This is a genomic window from Klebsiella sp. X13, assembly GCF_003323835.1.
In the GTDB taxonomy this organism is placed as follows: Bacteria; Pseudomonadota; Gammaproteobacteria; order Enterobacterales; family Enterobacteriaceae; genus Klebsiella; species Klebsiella ornithinolytica.
The window spans coordinates 244584-270228 of sequence record NZ_CP030874.1 but is presented as its reverse complement, the minus strand read 5'-3'; the positions used below and the strand labels follow the sequence as shown (position 1 = coordinate 270228).

The window sequence follows — 25645 nt, the reverse complement described above, 5'->3', positions numbered from 1 at the left end:
TTCCCGGATTGCCGCTGCCCCCTTACCGGAGCCAGGCGACAGCATGGGTCTCTCTCCCCGGTAAGCGTAGCGCCACCGAGGGAAAGACGGCCAGAATGAACAAAGACGGGCGAAGTTTGACGAGTATACGCGAACCGGCGGCTGGAGTGACGCCCGATCGCGTAATTCAGGCTATTCTGCTACCAGTCCGCGTAGGGTACCAGCGGCTGTGGCGGCATATCCATATCACCCTGCCAGCCGGCGGCCGAATAGCGCACGTAGAGCAGCGCATGGCTCGGGGTATAATCCTTCGCCTGTTGAATATCCACCGCCGCCCCCACGAACCAGTTGCCGGTAACTCGTCGCTCAACCAGCGCCCGGGCGGTGTAACCAAAGCCCTGACTGCTGCTGCCTTGCTCCGTCAACTGACTGGCATCGGCCCGATAGTCTGAGGGAATCAAATTCAGCAGCGGGTAGCGCGGCATGGTTTTGGTACGTGAGTGCGACCAGGAGACGGATCCCCCCAGTTCCCATGACCAGTTTTCCGTCCGCTGCCGCCAGGTGACCGGTACCGCGAACGAGATATACTCCTGCGGGCTATAGTAGCCGCCCTGGCCGAGGGTATAGCCGCTCAGGTCTTTGTCATAGTGCCAGAGCATATTGTTCAGGCCCACCGTGACGCGGCGGTTATCTTCATTGATGACTTTATAGTAGTAACCGGTCATCCAGCGCACGCGCCAGTTGTCGGCCACGTTTTTTCCCGTGAGTTGATCGACGCCCAACGAAGACCAGACGCCGTTGGCCTCGCCCTTATCGTAGCTCATGCTCACGCCGCCGCCGTCAGCCCGGACGCCGCCCCAGGTTGTCCCGGTATGGCTGCTGCTGTCTTTCTGTCCGCCAAAGGCAAGCAGCGAGCTGGAAATCGGCCGGCGATGCATATTGAGGGTGTAGCCGATCGGCCCGAGATCGTTGCTGTAGCTCAGGCCGCCTACCACATCCACCACGTTAAAGCCCATCGGAGTGGTACCGATATCCGCGCTCCAGGTCTCGTTCTTCCAGCCCACCGCAACGCTGGCGCCACCGTCGGTCTGGTTTTTGCTACCGCTGGTGCAGGCAATTTCACCGCAGGTCCCCCAGTTTGGCGAATAGCTACCGTCGCTGTTCGTTGAGAAGCTGCCGGCATCCATATTGACCAGGTCGGTACGGAAGAACATGCGTCCGTCGGCGAGCGGCGCATCCACATGCAGCATCGTGGTGTGCGCTTTGAGATCGGAATAACCGCCGGTGCCGCTGGATCCCCAGAAATCATGCTCCAGGGTGACGTTAAGATCCTGCTGGCGATAGAGATCCGCGGCGTCGCTGCGGATCCCGCGCTTCAGCCAGTCATCGCTGCTGTCGTTGCGGGTCTGGCGGGTAAAGGCATCGTTATCCTGCGGGCGGACCGGGGTCACGCCAGAAGCCACCATGGCATCTTTATAACTCTCCAGCGCCATCTGCGGCTGGCCGTTCTGGGTCTGGAACCGGGCCGCATCGCGCAGCACCAGCGCACTTTCCATTGACGGAGGCTGCGCTTTCGCCTGCGGGATAATACGGTTAAAAATCTGCTGTGCCTGGGCTGTATCGCCAAACCCCGCATTCGCCAGGGCCACCCGCCGCTGCATATTGATGGAATCGGTCTCTCCGCCTTTCAGCTGGCTGACCTGCGCGCGCGCGGCATTTTTATCGCCTTCGGCAAGATAGACTTCCGCCAGTCCCAGACGGGCATCACCGTTGTCGGCCTCCTGACTCAGCACCGCGTTGTACTGCGCAATCGCCGTCTGGCTATCGCCGCGCTGCTGCGCCCAGTCCGCAAGCGTAAGCTGGTAGCGAACCAACGGCGGCTGCTGTTGAATGAGGGCGATAGCCTGTGTTTCCCGGCCGCTGTCGCGCAGCTGGTTAGCCTGGCGTATCACCTTATCGCTCTGTAAGCGCGCATCCAGCTCACGAATGTTATCCGTCCACTGGCCGCGCGGCAGAGTAGCGAGCTGCGCCAGCGCCAGATCGTCCTGATTATTGCCGGATAAATAGAGACCCCAGGCATAAACCCGCTCGGCATCCCCCGGCTTACGGCTGACCATATTACGCATCAGCGTATCGGCCTCCGCCTGTTCGCCTGCGCTGACTAAATCACGGGATAAACGATAGGTAATCCACACGCTATCCGGGTCAAGCGCCAGGCGCCGACGCTGGACCTCCGCCGCCTGCGCCCAGTTGCTTTGGCTCTCCAGCGCTTCGGCCTGTTTTTCCAGTCGTTCATTGGTCAGACTGCGCTCGATATCATCAATGCTGCGCCGCTGGGCAGGCGACAGACTGGCGATATAGGCGCTGGCTTTTTCCGGCGATTGCGCACGATAAAGATTAGCCAACCCGCGAACCGCCAGGTTGTTGCCGCGATCCATCCGCAGGGTACGCTGATAATAGCGCTCCGCTGCCGCATTATCTTTGCGCGCTGCCGCCACATCCCCCAGCCCAAGCACCGCATAGCTATCGCTACTGTCGACCCGCTGAGCCTGCGCATAATAGTTTTGTGCCCGATCCAGCTCGCCGGCCTTCAGCGCATTATCGCCCTGCTTGATCAACAACCAGTAGCGGTTCGTCTGTAGCAGGCTGTCCCATTTATCGCGATTCGGGCTTTTCGGATCCATCGCGATCGCTTTGTTCAGCTGTGCGACGGCACGGGCTCTGTCGCCACGCTGCGAATAGGCCTGGCCCAGCGCGCCCACGGCGTCGCTGTCCCTGGCATCGGCCCGCACGGCCTGCTGTAAATTGGCCACGGCCTGGGCGGGGTTGTCATTTTTGACCGCCGCCAGTCCTTCGGAACGCACGCGAAATGCCGGATCCTGAAGCTGCGCCTGCTGCTGAGCCAGCAACACGCGAGCATTTGCTGCCGATTCACCGGTGGTGAACAGGACCAGAAAACGCTGCAGTTGCTGCACGCTGGCCCGGCTGACCGGCATATCTTTGATTTCGCTAAGCCACATATCGGCCGCAGCGCCGCGACCGGCGGCCGAACGCGACATTTGTTCTAAATAGGCAAACCCTTCCGCCGGTTTATCGTCAGCAAACATCTGTTTGGCCAACGCCGCCTGCAGATCGGCATTGCCCGGGGAGCTGGCATCCAGCTTCTTCAGCTGAGCAACGGCTTCTTTATGTCGCGCCGGGAGGCGCGCCACCAGCGCCCAGTATTCAATCGCGAGGGTCTGATCGGGCGGCACGCCGCCGAACAATTTTTCAAAGGCGGCCACCCCCTCTTCTACACGTCCCGACACCCCCAGCAGGCGCGCCTGCTGCAGCTCCTGCCTCCCGTCGCCGGTGTTGAGGTTCATTTCGCTACGGGAGGATTTCAGTTCTGCGGAATCGGGGGCCAGTTTTGCCAGCCTGTCGAGCTGTTTTTTGGCGCCGTCGGTGTCGCCCTGGCGCAGCAGGTAACGCATTCGCGCGGCAATTAATTGCGGATTATTCGGGTCAATCAGCTCCAGGCGATAGAGGGATTGCTTAACCAGATCTTCACGATGGCTCGCTTCGCCCAGCCGGACCTGCTCCAGCAGATGCTCCTGGGCAGGGGTTGTCGCCGCCTGCGCCAGCGGCAGCAGGGCGATCCCGAGAGACAAGGTGATAATACTTAATCTGAACTTACGCATTCCTGGTCCCAGTCAGGTCGTAATTCGCCACCCGCAGTGAAACGAAAACGATGTTGATCCCATCCCTGGCCAAAAAGCGTCAGGACCGCACTATAGTAGGCATCGGCGCCCGGATAGTGGTCTGCGACGCGCTGGCGCTGTATCGCCCGGGCGTCGTCATTTTGTAAAAACGGCAGCATCGACGCTGAAAATCCGACCGGGCCGTTGCCGGTCGTTTTCCCGGTTGCGATATTCGCTTTTTCCGGCGGTACACCCTGGCGAATCGTCTGCGCTTCCATCGGTTTAAAACGCGCCAGCAGTCGCGCTTTCTGTTTATCCCCATCATCCAGCATCCCGACCCACAGATAGACGCGAATCGCGTCGTAGCTGCCGATTATCGGTTTGTCCGCATTCAGCTGCCAGCCTTGTCCTTTTTCGTAACGCACCCAGTCAGGAGAAAAACCTTTGGGCGCCGTCTCCAGCAGAAAACGCAGGTTGCTGTCGCGCAGTTTCGGCCACGGGGCGCCAAACCGGCTGAAGTAGCTGGCAAGCTGTGGCGGAAGGTAGCTGGGGTTAAAGCGCCAGCCTTTATCGTCGACAAAGCCAACTTTACCGGGGAGCACCATCGGTCCGAAACCCGGCACATCCGTCACTTCTTCATCGGCGATACGTGACAAGAGCGCCTTGCCCACCTCGGTGTACTGCGGCATCTGCCACAACCGCCCGGCTTCCAGCAGCGACCAGGCTATCCATAAATCGGAGTCGGACGCGGAGTTGCTGTCCAGCAGCGTCCACTCCTCATCGCTCTTTTTGCCCCACAGCCAGCCCGGCAGGTGCGCACGCAGATCGCCCGCCGCCAGGTTGTTCTGGGTCCACTGGAACAGCTTGCCGAAAGCGTCGCGATCGTTTGCCGCCAGCGCGAAGAACAAGGCGTAGCTTTGCCCTTCGGAGGTGGTGATTTTTCGCGAATCGGCGGGATCAACCACCCGCCCTTCGGTACTCACATACTCTTTTTTAAATTGCTCCCAGGCCGGCCACTGGCAGGCGGCGCTTACCTGTGCCGCCGCCAGCATCAGAACCGACAGGATGACTCCGCGAATCGGGTTCATCATCGCTTACTCATCATCAAGGTGGAGACGACGACGGCTGACAATACGCAGCATGCGCCACAGCACCCAGGCCAGAAGCACAATGCTCACCGCAGCCAGAATGGCCAGCAGCACCGGGTGGCTGGACAGCGCAAACCAGATTCGCTCAAACCACGGCAGATGTCCGACATAATAGACGTCGCCCACCCGCAGGCTGTTCACTCCGGATTCACGAATCACCGCAGCGGAACCAAACATCGCCGCCCGCTTGCCGCTGTCGTTCAGCGCACCGTTCAACAGCTCGTTACCGCGTGGGCTGTCCGCCAGCAGCGCCACGACGCTGCGTTGATCGTAATACGGCGACTGGAAGCTGATAATGGCCGCCATTGGCCCGGAGGAGGTGATATCCGTGCGCGTATTGGGCGTTCTGGCCTCATCATCCGGATAGATGCTCGGCAGATCGTAATGGCGCATCGGCATCTTCACCCAGCTCTTTGTCGCATCGACCAGCAGGCTAATTTTGGTCTCATCTTTCAGCGCTGGCGGAATCGCGCCAATCAACAGCAGGTCGGCGTCTTTATCCTTAATTTTGCTGCCATCATCGGTGAGCTGCACATTGATAGCCGCCAGACCAGTCTGCGCGCCGATACCGCCAACGGATTCCAGCAGCGTCGCCACCTGACCCTCAGTCGGTGCGGATGGCACTACAATCAGCGTGTCAGCAAGATCGGCCATCCGGCTATACGGGAAGCCCGCATTGGCAAACACGCGCAGATCCGGCATGGCAATAAAGTGGTAATACTTCGAGAAGTCGATGGTTGAATCGTCACCAATCACCACGTGGTTCTGTACCGGCTGGAAGGTAATACAGTTATCGATAGAGCCGCCCGGCATCGGGTTCATGTACTGGAAATCAAAACGCAGCTGGTTCATCGCCCCGAGGCGCAGCGCCGGGATACTGACGTTCGTCTTACCATCCAGCAGCCCCTGCAGCACCGGCAGACGCAATATCAATTTATTCACGTCCTGAGAGCTGTTCAGGCTGAAGGATTGCAGGAACTGGTCGTTGAGGCTGATATCCATGCGCGAACTGTCTTTGATCGGCGGCATGGTGTAGCGATAGTTCAGCCTCATGTCGATGCCGTTGGCACGCAGCAAATAGAGATCCGGCGGCAGACTCAGCGCCACGTTAATGGAATCCGGCACCAGACCGCTGGACTGCAGCTGCTGTTCGTAGGTTTTCAATTCGCCGAAGGTGACTTCACGATCGGTACGCACCCAGTTCGGCGCGTCATACGGTTTGCGCGCCTGCAGCTCTTTGACATCGTCGACCACGACGCTGCTGCCGCGGAACAGAATATTGCCCTGCGCAATCCCCCTCGCGGCCAGCAGCAGGTCTTTGTCATCGCGCCCAAAGACCACCAGCAGCTTGACGTAAGGGTTGTCCGGATGGTTAATCATTTCGATGGTCGGCGCCTTCACCGGCGGATGTTCACGCAGGAAGTCCGGGCGCTTATCGTTGGTCGCAAACACGATGGCGTTGCGATCCGGCAGTTTGTTAAACAGTACCGGGAACGCCTGGCCGCGCCAGCCGGCTTTGCTGCCGAACCAGGAGGCCACAATCGCCGCCGCCTGCTGCTGTTGCGCATCCGGTGAGGAGGCGAAAACCATCGGCAGCGTCAGCGAACGGTTGTCCCGGGGATCGTAGAACGGCACCGGGAAATGGGACAGATCGTTACGCACCGCCAGCGCCTGATAGGTCAGGTCCAGGTTACTGTCACGCCCGACGTCCAGCCATAACGTACTGCTGGCCGGGTTCTCACACACATCGCGATAATGGCCGACGAACACCAGACGCACGCGGTTAAAGTCGGTGATATACAGGGGATCGATAGGGATCTGCGCGCTGACTTTTTTACCCAGCTGCTCTTTGGTAACCGGCAGGACGCCCATCAGCTCATCATTGAGGTACACCTTCAGCTGCGACTGCACCGGCAGCAGCGAAGGGGACGGCGTATAGTCGAGATTCAGCAGGGCTTTCGTCACGACCTCATCGCTGCGCATACCAAACTCTACCGAGCCGTCGGGATGCGCCCCGCGCAGTATCATACTGCCCGGAGCCGGGGCGATACTGGCGAAAGAGAGCTTCACGTCGCGGGACGGAACATTCTCCATGACCACCGCAGGCGCCGGCGGCGCGGCAAGGGTTGCCGTCGGCTGGCTGTCGGCAATGACCGGGGCCGGAGCCGTCAGGCCCCCGGCTAGCGGGTCCGTCGCCGCAGGCGCTGGCGCCGCAGCCACGGCTGTCGCCGGCGCCGCAAAAGAGGCGAAGGATGACCAACCAGCCATTCCCACTGCCACTGCACAAATCAAGGAGAGTTTTCTTTTCATCGCATTATCATCATTGTTGAGCCATTTCTGGTTCTGAAGAGAGTATCGCCGCGGCACGTTCAGGCCGACGGGGAACAAACGAGACTATCCAGGCAACCAGCATGGTGAGCGAGCGGAAAATAACCTTCACCGACGGCGGCGAGAACTCCGCCAGGTGACGATATCCACGGAACCCCAGCTTCAGGATATCCAGCAGGCTTTCCATCGGTTTATCTTCCGGGAAGCTATCCTGCCAAAGCGCCCACGTATCAGCACGGGCAAACGTACACTGTACAAAATCAATATGTTGTTGATTGGTCAACGGCATCAGCTGCAAACCGACTTCGCTGCCATTCACGCGCGCAACCCGGACCGGGAAGGCATATTCCTGCTGTCCGCGTTTGAGCAGCAGATTCACCTTTTGCCCTTCCAGCACCTGCGCCTTACCGTGAATTTTGATCCCCAGCCCGCCATCGGAATAGTCATGTACGGTACAGGAGAACAGGTGGCCATCTTCGCGCGCAATTGCCGCCGGCATGCTCATTTCGACGCGATGCGAGCGACGGACCTGTTTACTTTCCACCGACACCGCCACCGCGCCGCCAAGGATAATCAGGTTATAGAACACCCAGACGATGCTGACCCAAACGGTCAGGATCTCATTTTCCGGGCCGTAGAGGTGACGCCAGATCCCCGCCGCCACGCCCACCAGGTTCAGCAGCACCAGATAGATATAGGGACGGGAAATGACCCAGTCGACATATTCGTCTTCCACCAGTCCCCCTTTCGCCGTCACGTTGAACTTCCCTTTATGCGGGTTAATCAGCGCGACAAAGGTCGGTGGCGCGATATACCAGGCCAGCGTCGTTTCGTAGATTTCGCTCCAGAAAGAGTGGCGATATTTGCCCTGAATCTTCGAGTTCGTCAGGCTCGCATGAATCATATGCGGCAAGACGAAGAGCGCGATCATCAGCGCCGGCGCATAGATGATATAGGCGTGCAGCAGTAAAAATGCCAACGGCGCGACGAGGAAAATCAGCCGGGGAATGCCGGATAAAAAGTGCATCATCGCATTGACGTAACAGAGCCGCTGCGCAAACTTAAGCCCTTTACCAAACAAGGGGTTATCGAGGCGGAATATCTGCACCATGCCACGCGCCCAGCGAATACGCTGGCCAATATGCGCCGAAAGGCTTTCGGTCGCCAGGCCCGCGGCCTGCGGAATACGCATATAGGCGGACGTGTAGCCGCGACGGTGCAGACGCAGGGAGGTGTGGGCATCCTCGGTCACCGTTTCCACAGCGATACCGCCAATCTCATCCAGCGGGGCACGACGAATGACCGCGCAGGATCCGCAGAAGAAGGTGGCGTCCCACATATCGTTACCATCCTGCACCAGACCGTAAAACAGGGTCCCCTCGTTCGGCGTTTTCCTGAAACGTCCCAGGTTGCGTTCAAACGGGTCGGGCGAGAAGAAATGGTGCGGCGTCTGCATCATCGCCAGCTCTTTCTCTTTCAGGAACCACCCCATGGTCATCTGCAGGAAGGAGCGTGTCGGCACGTGGTCGCAGTCGAAGATCGACACAAATTCGCCTTTGGCGTACTTCAGCGCGTTGTTGATATTCCCGGCTTTGGCATGCTCGTGGGTGGTGCGGGCGATGTAATGCACGCCGACGTCTTTGGCGAACTGACGAAACTCTTCGCGCCCGCCGTCATCGAGGATCCAGATATTGAGCTTATCTTTCGGCCAGTCGATACCTTGCGAGGCATAAATGGTGTTTTTCACCACGTTAAGATCTTCGTTGTAGGTGGGAACGAAAATATCCACCGTCGGCCACTCGGCCATATCTTTAGGTAACGGAACCGGCTGGCGATTCAATGGCCATATCACCTGGAAATAGCCCAGCACCAGCACCAGCCAGGCATAGGTTTCAGCAAACAGCAGCACAATGCCGCACACCAGGCTGACAGGATCGTCCCAGTTCAGCGTCGAGGTATAGCGCCACCAGATGTAGCGGCAGGAGACGGTCAGCGAGAGGACAATCAGCATCAGGGCCGAAAAACGGCCGGGAATACGGCGTACCAGCAGCGCCACGCCCCACAGCAACATCAGGAAAATAAACTGTGAAAGCGGGTTAAAGGGCTGGGTAATACACAGCAGCGACAGCACCAGCGAGAAAGTGACGACCACGCCAAGAATCGCCTTGCGCAGTTTCGGACTGACGTGCGCCAGCTCTTTGTGTTTATTCAGATGGGCTGTGCGGCTGTTCGTCCGTTCGGGAAGCGTATCCAGCCACTGGGTATAGCGCCCGTGAACCCCTTTGATGGCGGCAAACGAACGCCAGTTCGCCTTTTTATCCGCCCCGGGTACATGCGTCACCAGCAGCCACAGGGACTGCAGCAGATAGCGCAGCGGATCCAGCAGCCGCGGGCGATGGGGATTAATATGCGGGAAGTAGTCATGATGGTTGTTCAGAATCGCCTGCCAGCGCGGTGTTTCCAGCGGCATCAGCGCCCAGACCAATGACGCCCACAGGCAGCCCAGCGATGCGGACAGCCACGATGCGCCGTGGCGGCGATAATCGCTGTAGCGTTCGCTCAGACGTTCCGCGACCGGCGGCGCCAGTAGCAGGGTACTCAGGCGCATCATTGCGCCCCCTTGCCGGAATAGTGCAGCAAACACCAGTTGGCGAGGGTCAGGATCTCTTCGGCGGCCAGCGAATCAGAACGATATTCCCCGAGCGGCTGCTTCGCCGCCAGACACTCCGCCATCGCCTCATCACGATGGACCGTGACCGGCAAAATACGGCGCTGGCTCTCCAGCCACAGCTGGTATAAATCTTCCTGTAGCTGGCTGCCGACGCGCAGATCGTTAATCAGAATATCGCCTTTTGCCGGCAGCGCCTGTTGATGCAGGCGAATATGGCTGTTGCCGTCCGGATGCACCACCACCAGCGTGCGATCGCAGGCGCTAAGCAGTGAACGCGTCAGCGGGGAATAACCTTCCGGTAAATCCAGCAGCAGCCAGCGATGATCGCCCTGCTGCTCCAGCTTCTCCACCATGCCGACAAAAGATTCCAGCATCGGATAGAGCTTATCAACGTTCTCTCTTTCACCGGGCGAAAGCAGACCAAAAGGCAAAATATCAATATGCGAGGTATAACGGATGCCGGCGTCGCGCCAGTCGCCTCCGTCAATTAACGAACGTGCCCAACCGTCGCGATGCGTCGCATCAACGTTGAAAAAATAGCGCAGCATATTATCCGGGCTGGCGTCGATCGCCAGAACCGTTTCCCCGAGGAGCTGTAATGCCCAGGCGAGCGCGGCGGTAATCGACGTGGTGCCCACGCCACCGCGGATACCCTGTAATCCAAGAATAGCCATCGACGGCGTCCTTACTTTTTCTCTGCGAGTTCCGCCAATAGTGGCCAGCGTTTCAGCGCCGCGGCTAACTGCTCGCGCCGGGAAATGTCGTGGTAATCAATTTCGGGCAGGGAAAATGCCCGGCTTAACGCCAGGAAATCATTTTGAAAGGTATAACCCAGCGTTGCATCTGAGGGTACTGAAGGCTCTTTTCCCGGCATTTCGCTGTCCATTCAAAAAAACACATAAATAAAACCCGATGTATAATAGGCTCAGTCTTAACTCACCTATATATGCTAAAACTGATACCCTTTAAATTCAATGTTAGGTTTACTCTGACGCTTTCGCTAGTAAACTGATCCAGTATGAATCAGGGCTGACGAGGAACGACGTGAATATCGTTTATACTTTAGGTATTTCATCATTATGGGACGAGGTCTGTCATATGCCCGTCGGGGGCGTGTGGTGGCTTAACGTCGATCGCTATCCTGACGCGGTAAGCCTGCTCAATCAAACCCTGGCGGCCCAGGATAAAGAGTGCAAAGTCGCCGCCATCGTCATGGGTGAGAAACCAAATAAAATCATATCATTAAAAAAAGATTGCGGCCCGAAAAAAGTGGCATTATTCAGCATGCCTGACCTGACGGCAGGGCTGGAAGAAATGCATCGTGATTTACTCTGCTCGGTCGATCCGGCCAATTACTTTTTTATTTTGCTGTGTGCCGAAAATGCATGGAAAAACATAAAAAGTGAGAAAATAAGCGCATGGGTTGAAAAATCTCACCAATGGGCTAAATATCATAAGTGTTCGTTATTAATTCTTAATTCCGATAATGATATAGACAAGCAGCTTTCGCCATTATTACACGAGTACCGCGCCCTTTCCGGGCTGGCGAGCATTCGTTATCAGGGCGATAGTTTTCTGTTTGATATTGCCTGGTGGGGCAGCGAAAAAGGAATGAGCGCACAGCAGCAGCTGACGGTAATCCAGGATGACGACGGCTGGCGACTGGCAGAAGAAGAAGAGGCCACGGTGCAGCCGCGCAGCGATGAGAAGGTTATCCTGAGTAACCTGCGAGTCCTCGAAGGCGCGCCTGCCCTGTCTGAATACTGGACGCTGTTTGATACCAATGACGGCGTGTTTAATGCCGCCCGCACCGCGCAGGCGGCAACGTTGTTATTTTCCGTGACCCAGAACGAACAGATTGAGCAGCTGGGTCGCTATATTCACACGCTGCGCCGGCAACGCGGCAGCGCGTTGAAAATTGTGGTGCGCGAACAGCTCCCCAGCCTGCGTACCACCGATGAGCGACTGCTGCTCAGCAGCGGCGCGAATATGGTGATCCCCTTCAGCGCACCGCTTTCCCGCTGCCTGACGCTAGTGGAAAGCGTGCAAAAACAAAAGTTCACCCGCCATATTCCGGAAGAGTTCGCCACCCTGCTGACCTGGAGTCAGCCGCTCAAACTACGCGGCTACCAAAAGTGGGGGGATTTCTGCGCCGCGGTACATAACATTATGGCCAACACCATGCTGCCTGCGGACAGCAAGGGCGTGATGGTGGCGCTGCGCCCGGCGCCGGGGCTGCGCGTCGAGCAAGCGCTGACCCTGTGCCGGCCGAACCGTATGGGCGATATCATGACGATCGGTAACAACCGATTAGTACTGTTCCTGTCGTTTTGTCGCGTCAATGACCTGGACACCGCGCTAAACCATATTTTCCCGTTGCCCACTGGCGATATTTTTTCCAACCGCATGGTCTGGTTTGAAGATAAACAAATCACGGCGGAAATTGGGCTGATGCGGGGTATTTCGCCGGCGCAGTGGAACACGCCGCTGCCTATTACGATGGAGAAAAACAACCCCATTAACGCGGCCCATGACGGACGCAGCTGGCGACGCATTCCGCAGCCGCATCGTTTGTCTACCGACAGGGAGAAAACGTCATGATGTCCATCAGTGATATTCTTCAGCTGATCGTACTCTGTGCCCTGCTGTTTTTTCCGCTGGGATACCTGACGCGCCATTATCAGCGTCGAATTCGCACCACCTTACGCTTAATGTTCTTTAAACCTCGTTATGTCAAACCGGCTGGCGTATTACGCCGGGAAGCAACAACTCAGCAAGGCAAACTGAATAAATGACGAATCCAAAAACAAATGCGACGCCGCTGCCGCTTTGGCAATACTGGCGTGGCCTGGCCGGTTGGAATTTTTACTTCCTGGTGAAGTTTGCGCTGCTTTGGGCGGGATATCTTAATTTTCATCCCATGCTCAACCTGGTCTTTCTCGCGTTTTTACTGGTCCCGCTGCCGAAATATAAACTGCACCGTCTGCGGCACTGGATTGCTATTCCGATCGGCATCGGATTGTTCTGGCATGATACCTGGCTACCGGGGCCGGAAAGTATTTTCAGCCAGGGTTCGCAGCTTGCTGGCTTCAGCGCCACTTATATCTGGGACCTGGTCACCCGCTTTATTAACTGGAATATGGTCGGCGCCTTCTTCCTGCTGCTGGTTCTGTGGATGTTCATCAGCCAGTGGCTGCGCGTCACGGTAGTGGTCTCCGCCATTATGGTGTGGCTGGCGGTCAGCCCACTGCTTCCGGCCTTTACGTTATGGCCTGCGGGCCAGCCGACGGCAGCGGCGACCACCGTGAAGACCGCAACCACGACGGCGGCCCCGGCGGGCACCTCTGCCGCCAGCGGCGATATTCCGGCACAGACCGAACCGCCCACCTCGGCGAATTTGACCAACTGGCTGAACGCGTTTTACGCCGCAGAGCAGAAGCGCAAAACGCCGTTCCCGGATCGGCTTCCGGCCGATGCCCAGCCGTTTGACCTGCTGGTTATCAACATTTGCTCGCTGTCGTGGTCCGATATCGAAGCCGCCGGGCTGATGGATCATCCGCTGTGGAAGCATTTTGATATTGTGTTCAAAAACTTTAACTCGGCGACCTCCTACAGCGGCCCGGCGGCGGTACGGCTGCTGCGCGCAAGCTGCGGCCAGCTGTCGCATTCGAACCTCTATCAACCGTCGGGCAACGACTGTTACCTGTTCGAAAATCTGGCCAAACTCGGCTTTACCCAACAGCTGATGCTCGGCCATAACGGTCAGTTCGGCGACTTCCTGAAAGAGCTGCGTAGCTTAGGCGGGATGCAAAGTCCGCTGATGGATCAAACGGGGCTGCCGGTCAGCCTGCAGGCTTTTGATGGCTCGCCGGTCTATGACGACTTAGCGACCCTCAACCGCTGGCTGGAAACCGAAAATAAACAGGGTAACGCCCGCAACGCCACCTTCTACAACATCCTGCCGCTGCACGACGGCAACCACTTCCCGGGCCAGAGCAAAACGGCGGATTATAAAGTTCGCGCGCAGAAACTCTTCGACGAGCTGGATAACTTCTTTACCGAGCTGGAAAAATCGGGCCGTAAAGTGATGGTCGTGGTCGTACCGGAGCACGGCGGCGCGCTGAAGGGCGACAAAATGCAGGTTTCTGGCCTGCGCGATATCCCGAGCCCGTCCATTACCGACGTGCCGACGGCGGTGAAATTCTTCGGGATGAAGGCACCGCATCAGGGGGCCCCGCTGATTATCGACCAGCCGACCAGTTACCTGGCCGTGTCGGAGCTGGTGGTTCGCGCGCTGGACGGCAAGATGTTTACCGAAGATAACGTGGACTGGCAGCAGTACACCGCCAACCTGCCGCAAAGCGCCGCGGTATCGGAAAACGCCAACGCCATCGTTGTGCAGTACCAGGGGAAACCTTACGTTCAGCTGAACGGCGGAAGCTGGGTACCGTACCCGCAGTAATCCCGCCAATGGCCGCAGGGGCGTTCCCTGCGGCCATGATACGCCAGCAGGTCAACTGCCCCTCGCGAATTCCCCGCTGAAAACTCCAATCACCACCCAGGGTCGCTATCTCTGATGGCGCACTCCGGACGACCGCCGCCGGCAAAAACGCCGTGACAGCGTCCGCCCGGGGATATACGATATATATATGAATCATTACGGAACATATATATGGGAATCGTAAAAATCTCCGACCTGCTGCATGACGACATCCGCGACGCCAGCAAGGCCATGTCACGCTCAGTGAATGCTCAGGCGGAATACTGGATTCGGCTGGGGATGATGAGCGAACTCTACCCGGAGCTTAACCACCAGCAAATCAAGATGATGATGCTTAAATCGGGATCCGATCGTTTACTGGAGGTGATCAATGCCATCAATTCCCATTAAAACGGCGGACGAATTAGCCCGACAGCGCCGGGCAGGCGCGCTGCTGGCCTCGGTGTTCGACATGCTGGATAAACATATTCAGCCCGGCATAACCACCATGGAAATCAACAACCTGGCGGAAGATTTTATCGTCAACCAGCTCCATTCCCGACCGGCCAGCAAAGGGCAATATGATTATCCTTTCGTCTTAAATACGTCGGTGAATGAAGTGGTGTGCCACGGCATGCCAAAAGAAACGGAGCATCTGAAGTCAGGCGCGATCGTCAACGTCGACATTACGCTGGAAAAAGATGGCCTGATTGCGGACTCCAGCAAAATGTACTTAATCGGCGACGTTTCGCCGCTGGCCCGTCGACTGGTGAAGAAAACGTACGAAGCGATGTGGAAAGGTATCAAGGTGGTCAGGCCCGGCGCCACGCTGGGTGATATCGGCCATGCGATTCAGAGCTATGTCGAAAGCAACGGCTACAGCGTCGTGCGGGAGTATTGCGGTCACGGTGTCGGGCAGGAGATGCACGAAGAGCCCCAGGTGCTGCACTACGGCAAGCCGGGTGAAGGCGCCGTGCTGCGAGAGGGGATGGTTTTTACCATCGAACCGATGGTCAATCAGGGCGATAGCCGGACAAAAATCAAGAAGGATGGCTGGACCGTAGTGACCCGCGATAAGAAGCTCTCGGCGCAGTGGGAACACACCGTCGCCGTTACCGCCGACGGCGTAGAAGTCCTGACGCTACGCCAGGACGAAATTATCCCGTTCTGAGCCGTTCCGCTGTCGATATCGCCTTCAGCAAGCCATAGCGCCTGGCGAAGGCGCTAAAATTACCGATCGCGCCCTGCCAGCCAGACCAGCAGTTTCAGGCTGGCGGAGTAGTAATCATCCTGGACGGTAATTTGCGGATCCTCCGGCGTCTCGCCCATGGTCAGATCGCGCACCGCCAGCAGGCCGCCGGTCATAAACCACGGAGAGACGTTATTGGTGCTGACGTTAATCCACGCTGGCGTTTGCAGCCGCGGATAGCTCTGGAACCAGTTTTTCCACGGCGTCAGCAGCGGGCTCTGTGGATTGGCCCAGGTGAGATACAGCGGGATACGAATCGCGTCATAGCTCATCCGCGGCGGCCACTCTTTCGCCGGCTCCATCTTACCGTCAGCTTTCAGCGCAACCCAGTCGGTAGGGAGCTGGGTTTTGCCCCATGCCATTTTGCCCAGCAGCGCCTGAGCGTCGCTTTGCAGCTTACGCCAGGCGATCAGATGCGTGCGCGCGGCAAACGCCTGCCATGCCGGGAAGATAAAGTAGGAGGGGTTAAGATTGAGATGGTCGTTGCGGTTGAAGCCTTTGGCGCCAGGCAGCATGACCTGATAGCCGGCAAAGGTCACCACCGTATTTTTCAGCAGCGATGCGGTAATGGCATCAGACGCGTTACCGTAGGATTTGTCCTCCCACTGCTGCTGTGCGCGCAGCAGCGCCCATGCAATCAGGGTATCGCCGTCGGTGGCATCGTTCTTATCGGCAATAGGGTCCGGCGCCACAGGGTTATAGCGCCAGTAAAAGAGCCCGTTGTCTTTATTGCGTAGCGTTTTATCGGTCCATTGCCATAGCTTGTCGAAGGCCGGCCGATCGTTTTTCGCCACCGCCAGCAGCATCGCGAATCCCTGCCCCTCGGTATGCGAAACGTTACCGTTGCCCGTATCCACAATGCGCCCGTCAGCCATCATAAAACGCGATTTATAGCTTTCCCAGGCGGTGTCTGCCCACGCGCGGGGCAGCAGCACCATCGTCACCATGACTGCGATTACAACACGCAAAGACATATGTTCACCCGTTATGGATGGAAGTAGAGGAACTGAACATCAGACACCGAGAACAACCGCTCACGCTGTAACACCACATGTGCACCGCCCCCTTGTCCCTGTAGCCAGCGAGAATAAAGCCCCTCGAGTATGGCACAAAATGCATTGCACCAGCGCACGCGGCGCGCATCGTCACGACTCACCGGCAGCGCGCGATGACGTAAGCGCAGGCCGTCATCGCCCACATCCACGCTGACGACGCCCCACTGAAAGCGGCTGAGCAGCTGGTTGATATTGGCCTCCAACTGACCGACGGTTTCTGACTCGGGCAGCGGGTAGCGATCGGCCAGGGCTTCACCCATCTGACGTAAAAATGGCTGGCTCTCCAGCTCGCCGGCATTGTTCAGCATCCCGTCAATCATAATGAGCAGCAGATCAAACCATCCCGCGGGGGTTTGCTGCTGTTGAAACCAGGCCATGACTTCCGCGTTGTTTTTGTCCGTCATGATCAGTTATCTCCCAACATATAGCGGATATAGAGACCGGCGGTACTCTCGTTGTAATCACCGAAGGTGTCGTAGCCAATCTGGCCGCCCAGCGTCATCTGTTTGTTCACCTTGTAATCCGCCCCGGCGCGCAGCGTGTAGCCGATGCCGCTCTTCGAGGTCGCTGAATAGTACGCCTCTTTGGCAAAACCGTTGGCTACCGCGGTCTCCAGGGTCTGCTGCCATTCGGAATTGGTCGGGAAGTAGGCGCTCTTATCCTGACTATAGGATTGATACCCCACCGAGCCACCGAGCTTCATGGTCCAGTTGTCATACTTCTCGGTCAGGTTAACCGGCAGCGAAACGCTCACGTAGTTTTGCGGGCTGAAGTAGCCCCCCTGACCATAGGTGAAGTAGCTCAGGTTCTTCGAGTAATCCATGTAGCTCATACTCAAACCGGCCTGCAGCTGGCGATATTCATCATGATAAGGCCGCAGATAGACCCCGGCATTGGCGTTGACACTGGTGTTGCTGGCCACGTCGCTGCCAATGTAGCTGTAGCCCCCGCCGCCGACGTAGAAACCGGCGTCGCCATCATCGTAGCTGAGCTGCAGGGTGCCGCCGTTTTTCGTCACCTGCCCCCAGGTTTTCCCGGAGTAGCTATCTTTCAGCCCCACGTAAGAGAGCAGGCTGTCGGTCAACGAACGGCGCTCACCGGTGAAGATCAATGACAGGTAGTTGGTGAGTTTCGGCGACCATTTCACCCCCCCGACTACGGTGTTGAGATCCTGGCCCAACGGCGTGCTGCCGATATCCACGCGATAATCATCGCCGCTCAGCGCCAGGGCTAATTCGACGCCATTCGCCTTCTGCGAATCCGTCGAACCGCTGGTCTGATCGACATTCGGTTTCTGGCTGGAAGAGGCCAGATAGCTGGCGACCTGTCCGGAGTCATAGGCGCCAAGTTTCGCCAGATTCTCCATCCCGCTGCTGGTCGTGGCGTTAAAGTCTGCCGCATTCAGCGTCCCCAGCGAACTTAAGGCTTCGGCCCCCGGATTGCTGGCAAAGTACGCCGTGCGCTCCGTATCCGTCATCGCCGCAATCGCCGCCTGTTCGCTGGTGGCAGTGGAAATCATGTTGGACACCGCATTGGAGAGCGGATTCGCGCCGTAGCGCCGCCAGGCGTCGCCGCTGGCGGTGCCGGCATTCAGCGAAATCGGCGTCACGGTAAAGTCAAAACGCGAGTCGCCAAACGGCGATGAAGACCAGGTCAGCGGCGTTTTCATCTCGGTCAGCTTACTGGTCCCGGATTCACCGTCGCGCCCACGCACCTCCATTCCCCCCTGGAGCCAGGTGCCGGTTTTCTCCTGCAACGACTCCATCATGGTATCGACCTGACGCAGCATGCGGGTTTGCGCGGTCTCCACCGGAAGATCGGGACGTTGGATGCCGGGCAGCGTGGTTCCGCTGCCAGTTGACACCTGGGCAACCTGCCATGGCATATACTGGCCGTAAGCCGATGCCGTTCGCGTCGTGGACGGCGTGCGGGAGACGCCCACAAAGGGGTTATCCGCCGCCAGCACGCCGCCAACGGTGGGCGTTTGTGCGCTGTTGCTGCTCTGCAGCCCCAGCAGTTTGCCGCGCGCGCTGCGCAGATACGTCATCGCCTGCTGATGGTGTCCCTGCGCTTCCGCGACGCGCGCCAGCAGCAGCAGGCGATCCGGTGTATTGTCCTGACGCAATCCGCCGGCCAGCTGTTCCGCCCGGTCGTTATCGCCGGACGACAGCGCAACATCGATAGCGCCGGATCGCGCCGCCTGATCCGGCGTATCGCGGGTCATCAGGTAGTCATAGACCACCCCGGCTTCTTTGTTCATTTTGCCGCTCTGGTAGAGGCGCGCCATCGCGAACATCAGATCGGTATTCTGCGGATCGCTTTGCATCGCCCCCATCAGCTTGTCATACGCCGCGGCGTAGTTGCCCTGCTCCCGCAGTCGATCGGCTTCGTTGATCACATAGCCGTTGCGGATACTCGCCAGCTGCGTTGGCGTGCTGCCAGCCTGCAGCTGCGGGTTCGACAGCAGCGTCTGCGCTTCATTGGTCAGCCCCGCCTGGTTGAGGACCGCCACCTGATCGGCATAGTCGCCGGCGTTCCCCGTGATTCCGCCGCTGATATTGTTGCGCACCAGCGTTACCGCCGTGGAAACATCGCCGCTCTGCGCCAGCAATCGCGCCAGTTTCCCCACGTCAGCCGGTGATTTTGGCGGCGTGGCCGACATCGCTTTCAGGGTATTGGACGCCGCCACCGTATTGCCCTGGGCGAGATAATCTTGCGCGGTGGTCAGCTGCAGGTTGTAGTTTACCCGCTGACGCAGGTCGCGCATCTGGCTGGTCTGGCTGGCGGCGGGAATCCGCCCCAGCAGCGTCTGCGCCTGCTGCCAGCCGCCGTTCTCACTGGCAAACAGCGCGGCGGCATAGAGGGCGTTACTGCTGGCGCCGGGACGATAGGCGGCGGCCATCGTTGACGCGGCCTCGCTGTCATTGCCGGATTTTTGCAGTAGCCGGGCTAAGTCGAGGCGCATCCAGGCGTCATCCGGATAGCGGGAGACCCCCTGGCGCAATGTCGCGATAGCGCCGCTGACGTTGCCGCTGTTGGCCTGCTCCTGCGCCTGGCGACGAAGCGAATCTCCCGGCATACCGGTCACGATGCGCGGCTGCAGTTTTTGCTGCAAACTCTCCGGCAGCGTGCGTAACATCGCCTGCGCTTCCGCCGTTTTATTTTGCTCGCGCAGGATGTAGTAAAGGTTCTCGCGCGCCGGGCCATTTTGCGGCTGCTCGCTGAGCAGCGAGCGCAGCGTTTGTTCGGCCTGAGGGAGATCTTTGTTATGACGCAATACATCGGCACGGAACAGTTTGGCCGATGTGCCGCGCGTCCCGCTCTGCTGGGCCAGCGGAGCAGAGAGCGCCAGCGCCTGGCTAATATTGCCCTGCTTGTACGCCTGCTGAGCCTGGGCCAGCTGCCCATAGAATAGCGCGTCCGCCGCCTGCTGACGGCGCGCCGCTGAATCATTACCGCCGAGATCCGCCGCCCGGCTTAAATATTGCGATGCGGCCTGGAAGTCACCGTTGCGCTGGGCGATATATCCCATCCCGGCCAGCGCGTCCGCATCCTGCGGGTTGGTTTGCAGCACTTGTTCAAACTGCTGCTTCGCCGCCGCGGTATTGCCGCTATTCAGGTTAACGAACCCCTGACCGCGCGCCTGGCCGCTTATCCGCTGACGATAGTAATTCTGTACTTCGGTATCCTGCGGGTGACGCTGCATCCAGGTATCGTAAAACGCCCGATCGCCCTCCTGCGGCCCCAGCCACAGCAGCGCCTGGCGTAGACCGCTGTCGGCATCTTTACTGCCGCTGGCCATCGATTCCAGGATTGAAATCCCTTCCCGCCGGGTATCTTCCCGCCAGGTCAACGCCTTACCTAAAGCCACGCGCGGGGCGTTCTCCTGCGGATACCGCGCCACGTACTGACGCAGTTCGCTGACCGCCTGGGGATAGAGCGCTTTGTCGCTGGCCATGGTCATGTAGTACTCACCGGCCAGCCCCGGTGGCGGGGTGTTGCCGTTGAACATGCTGCGCCAGGTCGTCAGCGCAGCCGGAATATTGCCGCTGCGCGCCTGCTGTCTGGCCAGACTCAGCTGCCCCTGCGGCACCTGCGCCATTTTTTTGGCATTATCCAGCTCCTGCAGGTTTGGGCTCTCTGGCGACACTTTCGCCAACCGCGCCCGCCACTGGGCCGCCGCCTGAAGGTCGCCGCCCTGCTGCGCCCACAGCGCCATCAGATACATGGCCTGCGTGTTATTGGCATCAACCAACAGAACTTTCTGCAGCGATTCCATCGCCAGCTCATCGTGCGATTTTTCGTGCCAGTAGTTCGCCTGGGCAAACAGCGCCTGCAATGCGGCATCATTCCCCGCAGCCATGGCATCACCGAGGGTGCCGAGGGTCAGCGCGCCGGACAGGCAAAACGTGGATAATCTGCGGGTCGCCCTGCTGTTCATTTTAATGGCTCGTTTCATTGGCTATCCCCCGAACTCAGGCGCTTGCGTGCATGGCGTTTAAACATGGCGGTAAGCGCCAGGCCGATGATCGTTGTCGCAAGCAGTCCCAGCAGCGCAAGCAGACCGGAGTGCTGGTTGGCATACCAAACGGCCATCATGTACCACGGCATCTGCCCGCTCGGGAATGGCGTACTCACCTGGAAGCTGCGAACCCCATTATCGCTGGTGATAACCGCCGTATCGCCGCGGATACCGGCGTTGATTCGCGGTGAATCAAGGTCGCTTTTCAGCTTCGTCAGCTGATCATCGTTGCTGGCCATCGCCACCACCACCGTGCGCTGTGGATTCCACGGTGAACGGTAGCTGATAAAGCCGCGCCAGGCGCTGCTGGAAGAGAGATAGCGATCGGCATCCAGGCTGGCGGATGTCCAGTCGCCGGCCAGCCACCGCTGTACTTTTGAACTCAGTCCCGACTCGCGTACGCCCAGCTGATTATCCGCCTGATAATAAGGAGAATCTTCTAACAAGCGCTGGTTAAACGTTTTCTGATCGAGGGCGCTGACCGCCAGCACATCGCGATTGTGCAGGTACTGAAGGCCGGCGCCACCGCTGGGGATGCCTAAAACAACGCGGTTGTTCGCCAGCGCCGTGCCGGTGGCATTACCCGATCGGGCGGCGAGGTTTAACAGCGTAGCGACCTGCGTTTCCGACGGTTTTTCCGCCAGCAGCAGCGTGGTTTGTGAATAGTCCGCCAGCCGCGAGAACGGGAACGAAGCGCCGACGAAATAGGAGAGATTCGGCAGCAGCGAGAAGTGTCGCGTATTGCTCAAATCAATCCACGAATCATCGGTAATCCGGCTCTTGATATTGTTATTAAGCACCACCGAACAGGGGGCGTTTTGTTTCGGCACCACGTTGAAATAGAGCGACAGCTGGTTATCCCCGTAAATCAGATACGGCGCCAGCGGAATGGTAAACCGCTCCTGACGCACGTCGCCGCCCAGATGACGCCATAATTTCTCCAGCGGCCCCTGCTTGTTCAGCGGCAGGTTGTGCAGGAAAGTGTTATTGAGCGTCACGCTTAATAACGACTGCTCCTCATTAATCCAGTTTTCCGACGGGAAACGGTAGCCAATCTGCAAGGGAATGGTTTCCCCGTCCCACAGATAGAGGTCCGGCGCCGCGCGGAAAGCCACGCGCAGCGGTTCATGCCAGACGCCGTTTACGGTCATACTCTGATCTTTACGCAGCAGCTCGCTGATTTTTACCGGCCGATCGGTTGGGATCCAGCGCGGGGCATCATACGGCTTGCCGATCGGGATCGCCTGCGGATCCACGCTCAGGCTCGCGGTCTGCGCGGCAATATTACCGCGGGTCAGCCGCCAGGCTGCCGCACGCAGCGCCGCATCATTCTGCCCGACGATCAGCAGCAGTTTGTAGGTGGGGTTACCCGGGTTATCGACAATCTGCAGCAGCGGTTTATCGGTTTGCGGCAGCGTCAGCCCGCCGACCTGGTCACCCGGATGGCCGATAATAATACCGTGACGCTCCGGTAAACGGTCGCGCAGCGCGCTAAAAGCAATCCCGCGATAATCCGCCTGAATACCCAGCCACGACGAGAGCAGCGCTGCGGCGCTGAAGATATCCGCTCCCGATTTCTCCGGGTAGGCCACCGCGATGTCCGCCGGGGTCATCTGCATGCTGTCGAAGAATGGACGCGGGAAGTGACTCAAATCGTTGCTGAGATTCAGCGGCTGGCTTTCCCAGTTAAAACGCGAAGCCGGTAAAATCGTGACGCCCGACGTGTCATGCATGTTGAGCTGGCACTGCATGTTGTCGCCATCATTCACCTTAAAGCTCAGGTTGTTGCTGGAGACCATTAGCGCCGCCGGAATATCCAGCTGATAGTGAGAAACGTCCGCCCCGTCGGTGCCCAGCGGCACCGTGCCTAAAGGCTGGCCGTTGAGCATCAATTGCAGCGTGGCGTTGCGGGTGGCCATATCCGGCGAGACCTGAACATCCAGCATCAGCTCGGCATGGGTCACCACCTGGTCTGAAGGCAGCGTAAACCCCGCGCCGCCCTGCTGTTGGCCGCCGCTGAGGATAATGCCATCCGGCATCCCCATTTGAGCCAGATTAAGACTGCCCCCGACCACCGGCGTTAACGGCGCCACATCCGGCATTGCCGTATGAGTCGGCGGTGGCATGACGGGGAGCGAGGCGGCCGGATCCGCCGCCGCGGGTTCTGCTGTCGTGGGTGTCGATGCGGTCGACGACTCGGACGCGACAGCGGGTTCTGAGTTCACCGGAACCTCCGCTGCGGCCGACGACTCCGCTGCGGCGGTCGACGCCGACTCATCGGCGGGAAGGCCGCCCGTGGTCGCGCCCGGTAACGGGAAATTCAGCGGCGCAGAACGATCGGCCGGCGCCTCTTCACCGTGCAGCGCCGGTATGGAAAACATGCCGGCCAGCAGCGCAAGCGTGGTTAATCGCTTCATAATTGGCCATCCTCCTGCGCGGTACTGGCGACAGGTTTCTGCTGGCGACGGCCGCGTCGTGTTTTCCAGCTCAGCCAGAACAGTTCAAACACGCAGCGTAAGATGGTGAAAAATGACCGGAACGGGTTGTCCTGCGGACGCGGCGGATTAATCCATGCATCGGCGCGCGCCAGCACCACTCGCACCAGTTCACGGCGCAGCGAGAGGGGAATATTTTCATCAAACTTGAGGCGAATAAAGTTTTCATCCGCGGTCACCTGTTCGGCGGGAATACAAATCGCACCAGATTGCAGGATCAGCTCAATCTCTTCGATATCATCCTGCAGATGGCGATCGTCCGGGACCGCGATGCGGCATCCGCCCATCGACAGGTCTGCGGTGTGGCTACGCGACACGATGCCGCTGGCGTAATGAATCAACACCGGAATATTGACGTCGATACGGATCGTTTTCCGCACCTGGCGGGTTTCCCGCGCGACGGCAATCGCCGCCAGCAGGAAGATCAGGCTGTACAGCCCCCAGCCAACGTTCAGCGCGATAACGTTAGGATCCGAGCCGAAATAGTCATGGCCAATGGCCCTGACAATACCGACAATCACGCCAACCGCGAGCAAACACGCCACCACCAGATGCGGCCTGACGACGGTAAAGTCGAAGTAGCCCACATCCAGCAGCCCCCCTTTGTCGGTCACGTTGAATTTACCGCGTTTGGGGAAAATCATCGTCACCAGCGTCGGCAGCACCAGATGGAATGCCAGCACGATGTCATAGATTTCCCCCCAGAAGCTGTAGCGATAGCGGCCGTTCATCCGCGAGCCGACATAAATCGCAAGGAACAGATGCGGGAGCGCATACGAGACAATCAGGCTCGCTGAGGAGTAGATAATATTCAGGTTAAACAACAGATAAGCTAACGGTGCGGTGACAAACACGACCCGTGGCAGGGCGAACTGATAGTAGAGCATGGCGCTGAGGTAACACAGGCGCTGCTGGAAGGTCAGCCCGCGGCCCAGGAGCGGGTTATCGAGGCGGAAGATTTGCGTCATCCCACGCGCCCAGCGGGTACGCTGAATGACGTGCACGACTAAACGCTCGGTGGCTAAACCCGCTGCCAGCGGAATATCGAGAAACGACGATTTCCAGCCCAGGCGCTGAAATTTAAGCGCGGTGTGCGCATCTTCGGTCACGGTTTCCACCGCAAAACCCCCGATATCATCCAGCGCTTTACGGCGAATTACGGCGCAGGAGCCGCAGAAGAAGGTCGCATTCCAGTTATCGTTGCCCTGCTGAATCGGGCCATAGAACAGCATCCCTTCATTGGGGATGTTGCGGCCGACGGAGAGGTTGCGTTCAAACGGGTCCGGCGAATAGAAATAGTGCGGGGTCTGCACCAGCGCCAGCATCGGGTCTTTGAGGAAGCCACCAACCGTCGCCTGCAGGAACACGCGGGTCGCCACGTGGTCACAGTCGAAGACGCAAATCAGCTCTCCCTGAGTCAGGGTCATCGCGTGGTTCAGGTTACCCGCTTTGGCGTGTTTATTATCATTACGGGTGATATAGCCGACGCCGACATCGGCGGCGAACACCGCAAATTCGCTACGTTTCCCGTCGTCCAGCAGATAGATTTTCATTTTATCCGCCGGGTAATCGATACACTGCGCAGCCAACACGGTATCGCGCACGACTTCCAGCGGTTCGTTATAGCTGGGAATATAAATATCGACCGTCGGCCACGTGCTCATATCATCGGGCAGCGGGACGATTTCTCGCTTCAGCGGCCAGACCGTTTGCAGGTAGTTCAGCAGCAGCATTACCCAGATATAGACTTCCGCCAGAAACAGCCCCATCCCCAGCACCGTCTCAATGGTGGAGTTAAAATGCAGGGTCTGCGTCAGGCGAAAATACATATAGCGGGTAGACATCAGCAGCGAAGTCACGACCATAATGACCGAAATACTGCGCTTTTTGCTAAATCCCATTAAGAACAGAATACCGATACTTAACAGACCAAAAAGATACTGCTTTTGGCTGTCCATCGGCGTAATAATGACCAGAACGGCAATCGGCGACAGCACCAGTGCCAGCAACCAGAAAAGAGACTTTTTCATTCAGCAGC

At 58.4% G+C, this 25645-nt stretch carries 16 protein-coding genes; 5 read left to right on the top strand and 11 right to left on the bottom strand.

Going from position 1 to position 25645, the window contains the following annotated elements:
- Positions 1–179: 179 nt before the first annotated feature.
- From bcsC to bcsR, 6 genes are read right to left on the bottom strand one after another with little or no spacing between them, the layout of a single operon-like run.
- On the bottom strand, positions 180–3659 hold the full coding sequence (bcsC, locus tag DSD31_RS01260; RefSeq protein ID WP_113990789.1) for a cellulose synthase complex outer membrane protein BcsC: 3480 nt from the start codon (positions 3657–3659) through the stop codon (positions 180–182).
- On the bottom strand, positions 3641–4750 hold the full coding sequence (bcsZ, locus tag DSD31_RS01255; RefSeq protein WP_004868720.1) for a cellulose synthase complex periplasmic endoglucanase BcsZ: 1110 nt from the start codon (positions 4748–4750) through the stop codon (positions 3641–3643). Before bcsZ ends, bcsC begins: the two co-directional genes overlap by 19 nt.
- A gap of 3 nt (positions 4751–4753) precedes the next feature.
- The gene (bcsB, locus tag DSD31_RS01250; RefSeq protein WP_088883579.1) at positions 4754–7117 is read right to left on the bottom strand and encodes a cellulose biosynthesis cyclic di-GMP-binding regulatory protein BcsB; all 2364 of its coding nucleotides are present in this window, start codon (positions 7115–7117) and stop codon (positions 4754–4756) included.
- 10 nt (positions 7118–7127) lie between these two features.
- The gene (gene bcsA / locus DSD31_RS01245) at positions 7128–9746 is read right to left on the bottom strand and encodes a UDP-forming cellulose synthase catalytic subunit (protein ID WP_004868725.1); all 2619 of its coding nucleotides are present in this window, start codon (positions 9744–9746) and stop codon (positions 7128–7130) included.
- Positions 9743–10480: a cellulose biosynthesis protein BcsQ gene (bcsQ, locus tag DSD31_RS01240; RefSeq protein ID WP_004868727.1), complete on the bottom strand. Its 738-nt coding sequence runs from the start codon at positions 10478–10480 to the stop codon at positions 9743–9745. Before bcsQ ends, bcsA (DSD31_RS01245) begins: the two co-directional genes overlap by 4 nt.
- A gap of 11 nt (positions 10481–10491) precedes the next feature.
- Complete coding sequence (gene bcsR / locus DSD31_RS01235; RefSeq protein WP_004868728.1) at positions 10492–10680, bottom strand: cellulose biosynthesis protein BcsR; 189 nt, start codon at positions 10678–10680, stop codon at positions 10492–10494.
- A gap of 170 nt (positions 10681–10850) precedes the next feature.
- Here bcsR and bcsE point away from each other — a divergent pair, with 170 nt between their 5' ends.
- From bcsE to map, 5 genes are all read left to right on the top strand, one after another.
- Positions 10851–12407 carry a cellulose biosynthesis protein BcsE gene (gene bcsE, locus DSD31_RS01230; RefSeq protein WP_113990788.1) on the top strand — a complete coding sequence of 519 codons (1557 nt, stop codon included), beginning with the start codon at positions 10851–10853 and terminating at the stop codon, positions 12405–12407.
- The gene (bcsF, locus tag DSD31_RS01225) at positions 12404–12601 is read left to right on the top strand and encodes a cellulose biosynthesis protein BcsF (RefSeq protein WP_004868733.1); all 198 of its coding nucleotides are present in this window, start codon (positions 12404–12406) and stop codon (positions 12599–12601) included. Before bcsE ends, bcsF begins: the two co-directional genes overlap by 4 nt.
- Positions 12598–14268 carry a cellulose biosynthesis protein BcsG gene (gene bcsG / locus DSD31_RS01220; RefSeq protein WP_004868734.1) on the top strand — a complete coding sequence of 557 codons (1671 nt, stop codon included), beginning with the start codon at positions 12598–12600 and terminating at the stop codon, positions 14266–14268. Before bcsF ends, bcsG begins: the two co-directional genes overlap by 4 nt.
- A gap of 210 nt (positions 14269–14478) precedes the next feature.
- Positions 14479–14697, top strand: a complete 219-nt coding sequence (locus tag DSD31_RS01215; protein ID WP_004868736.1) for a ParD-like family protein — start codon at positions 14479–14481, stop codon at positions 14695–14697.
- The gene (map, locus tag DSD31_RS01210; RefSeq protein ID WP_004868737.1) at positions 14678–15457 is read left to right on the top strand and encodes a type I methionyl aminopeptidase; all 780 of its coding nucleotides are present in this window, start codon (positions 14678–14680) and stop codon (positions 15455–15457) included. Before DSD31_RS01215 ends, map begins: the two co-directional genes overlap by 20 nt.
- A 59-nt stretch (positions 15458–15516) precedes the next feature.
- Here map and DSD31_RS01205 read toward each other — a convergent pair whose 3' ends face one another.
- From DSD31_RS01205 to bcsA (DSD31_RS01185), 5 genes are read right to left on the bottom strand one after another with little or no spacing between them, the layout of a single operon-like run.
- A complete protein-coding gene (locus tag DSD31_RS01205; RefSeq protein WP_113990787.1) occupies positions 15517–16509 on the bottom strand; it encodes a glycosyl hydrolase family 8 in 993 nt (330 codons plus the stop codon).
- A gap of 11 nt (positions 16510–16520) precedes the next feature.
- The gene (gene bcsD / locus DSD31_RS01200) at positions 16521–16997 is read right to left on the bottom strand and encodes a cellulose biosynthesis protein BcsD (protein WP_160873410.1); all 477 of its coding nucleotides are present in this window, start codon (positions 16995–16997) and stop codon (positions 16521–16523) included.
- A complete protein-coding gene (locus tag DSD31_RS01195) occupies positions 16997–21049 on the bottom strand; it encodes a cellulose biosynthesis protein BcsC (protein ID WP_004868743.1) in 4053 nt (1350 codons plus the stop codon). Before DSD31_RS01195 ends, bcsD begins: the two co-directional genes overlap by 1 nt.
- On the bottom strand, positions 21046–23529 hold the full coding sequence (bcsB, locus tag DSD31_RS01190; protein ID WP_065907215.1) for a cellulose biosynthesis cyclic di-GMP-binding regulatory protein BcsB: 2484 nt from the start codon (positions 23527–23529) through the stop codon (positions 21046–21048). Before bcsB (DSD31_RS01190) ends, DSD31_RS01195 begins: the two co-directional genes overlap by 4 nt.
- Positions 23526–25637, bottom strand: a complete 2112-nt coding sequence (gene bcsA / locus DSD31_RS01185; protein ID WP_004868748.1) for a UDP-forming cellulose synthase catalytic subunit — start codon at positions 25635–25637, stop codon at positions 23526–23528. The genes bcsB (DSD31_RS01190) and bcsA (DSD31_RS01185) overlap by 4 nt, the downstream gene beginning before the upstream one ends.
- Positions 25638–25645: the final 8 nt, after the last annotated feature.

Bases quoted from the DNA above. Each gene is read 5' to 3' on its own strand.
- bcsC (WP_113990789.1), bottom strand. From the start codon at position 3,659: ATGCGTAAGTTCAGATTAAGTATTATCACCTTGTCTCTCGGGATCGCC.
- bcsZ (WP_004868720.1), bottom strand. From the start codon at position 4,750: ATGATGAACCCGATTCGCGGAGTCATCCTGTCGGTTCTGATGCTGGCG.
- bcsB (WP_088883579.1), bottom strand. From the start codon at position 7,117: ATGAAAAGAAAACTCTCCTTGATTTGTGCAGTGGCAGTGGGAATGGCT.
- bcsA (WP_004868725.1), bottom strand. From the start codon at position 9,746: ATGATGCGCCTGAGTACCCTGCTACTGGCGCCGCCGGTCGCGGAACGT.
- bcsQ (WP_004868727.1), bottom strand. From the start codon at position 10,480: ATGGCTATTCTTGGATTACAGGGTATCCGCGGTGGCGTGGGCACCACG.
- bcsR (WP_004868728.1), bottom strand. From the start codon at position 10,680: ATGCCGGGAAAAGAGCCTTCAGTACCCTCAGATGCAACGCTGGGTTAT.
- bcsF (WP_004868733.1), top strand. From the start codon at position 12,404: ATGATGTCCATCAGTGATATTCTTCAGCTGATCGTACTCTGTGCCCTG.
- bcsG (WP_004868734.1), top strand. From the start codon at position 12,598: ATGACGAATCCAAAAACAAATGCGACGCCGCTGCCGCTTTGGCAATAC.
- DSD31_RS01215 (WP_004868736.1), top strand. From the start codon at position 14,479: ATGGGAATCGTAAAAATCTCCGACCTGCTGCATGACGACATCCGCGAC.
- map (WP_004868737.1), top strand. From the start codon at position 14,678: ATGCCATCAATTCCCATTAAAACGGCGGACGAATTAGCCCGACAGCGC.
- DSD31_RS01205 (WP_113990787.1), bottom strand. From the start codon at position 16,509: ATGTCTTTGCGTGTTGTAATCGCAGTCATGGTGACGATGGTGCTGCTG.
- DSD31_RS01195 (WP_004868743.1), bottom strand. From the start codon at position 21,049: ATGAAACGAGCCATTAAAATGAACAGCAGGGCGACCCGCAGATTATCC.
- bcsB (WP_065907215.1), bottom strand. From the start codon at position 23,529: ATGAAGCGATTAACCACGCTTGCGCTGCTGGCCGGCATGTTTTCCATA.
- bcsA (WP_004868748.1), bottom strand. From the start codon at position 25,637: ATGAAAAAGTCTCTTTTCTGGTTGCTGGCACTGGTGCTGTCGCCGATT.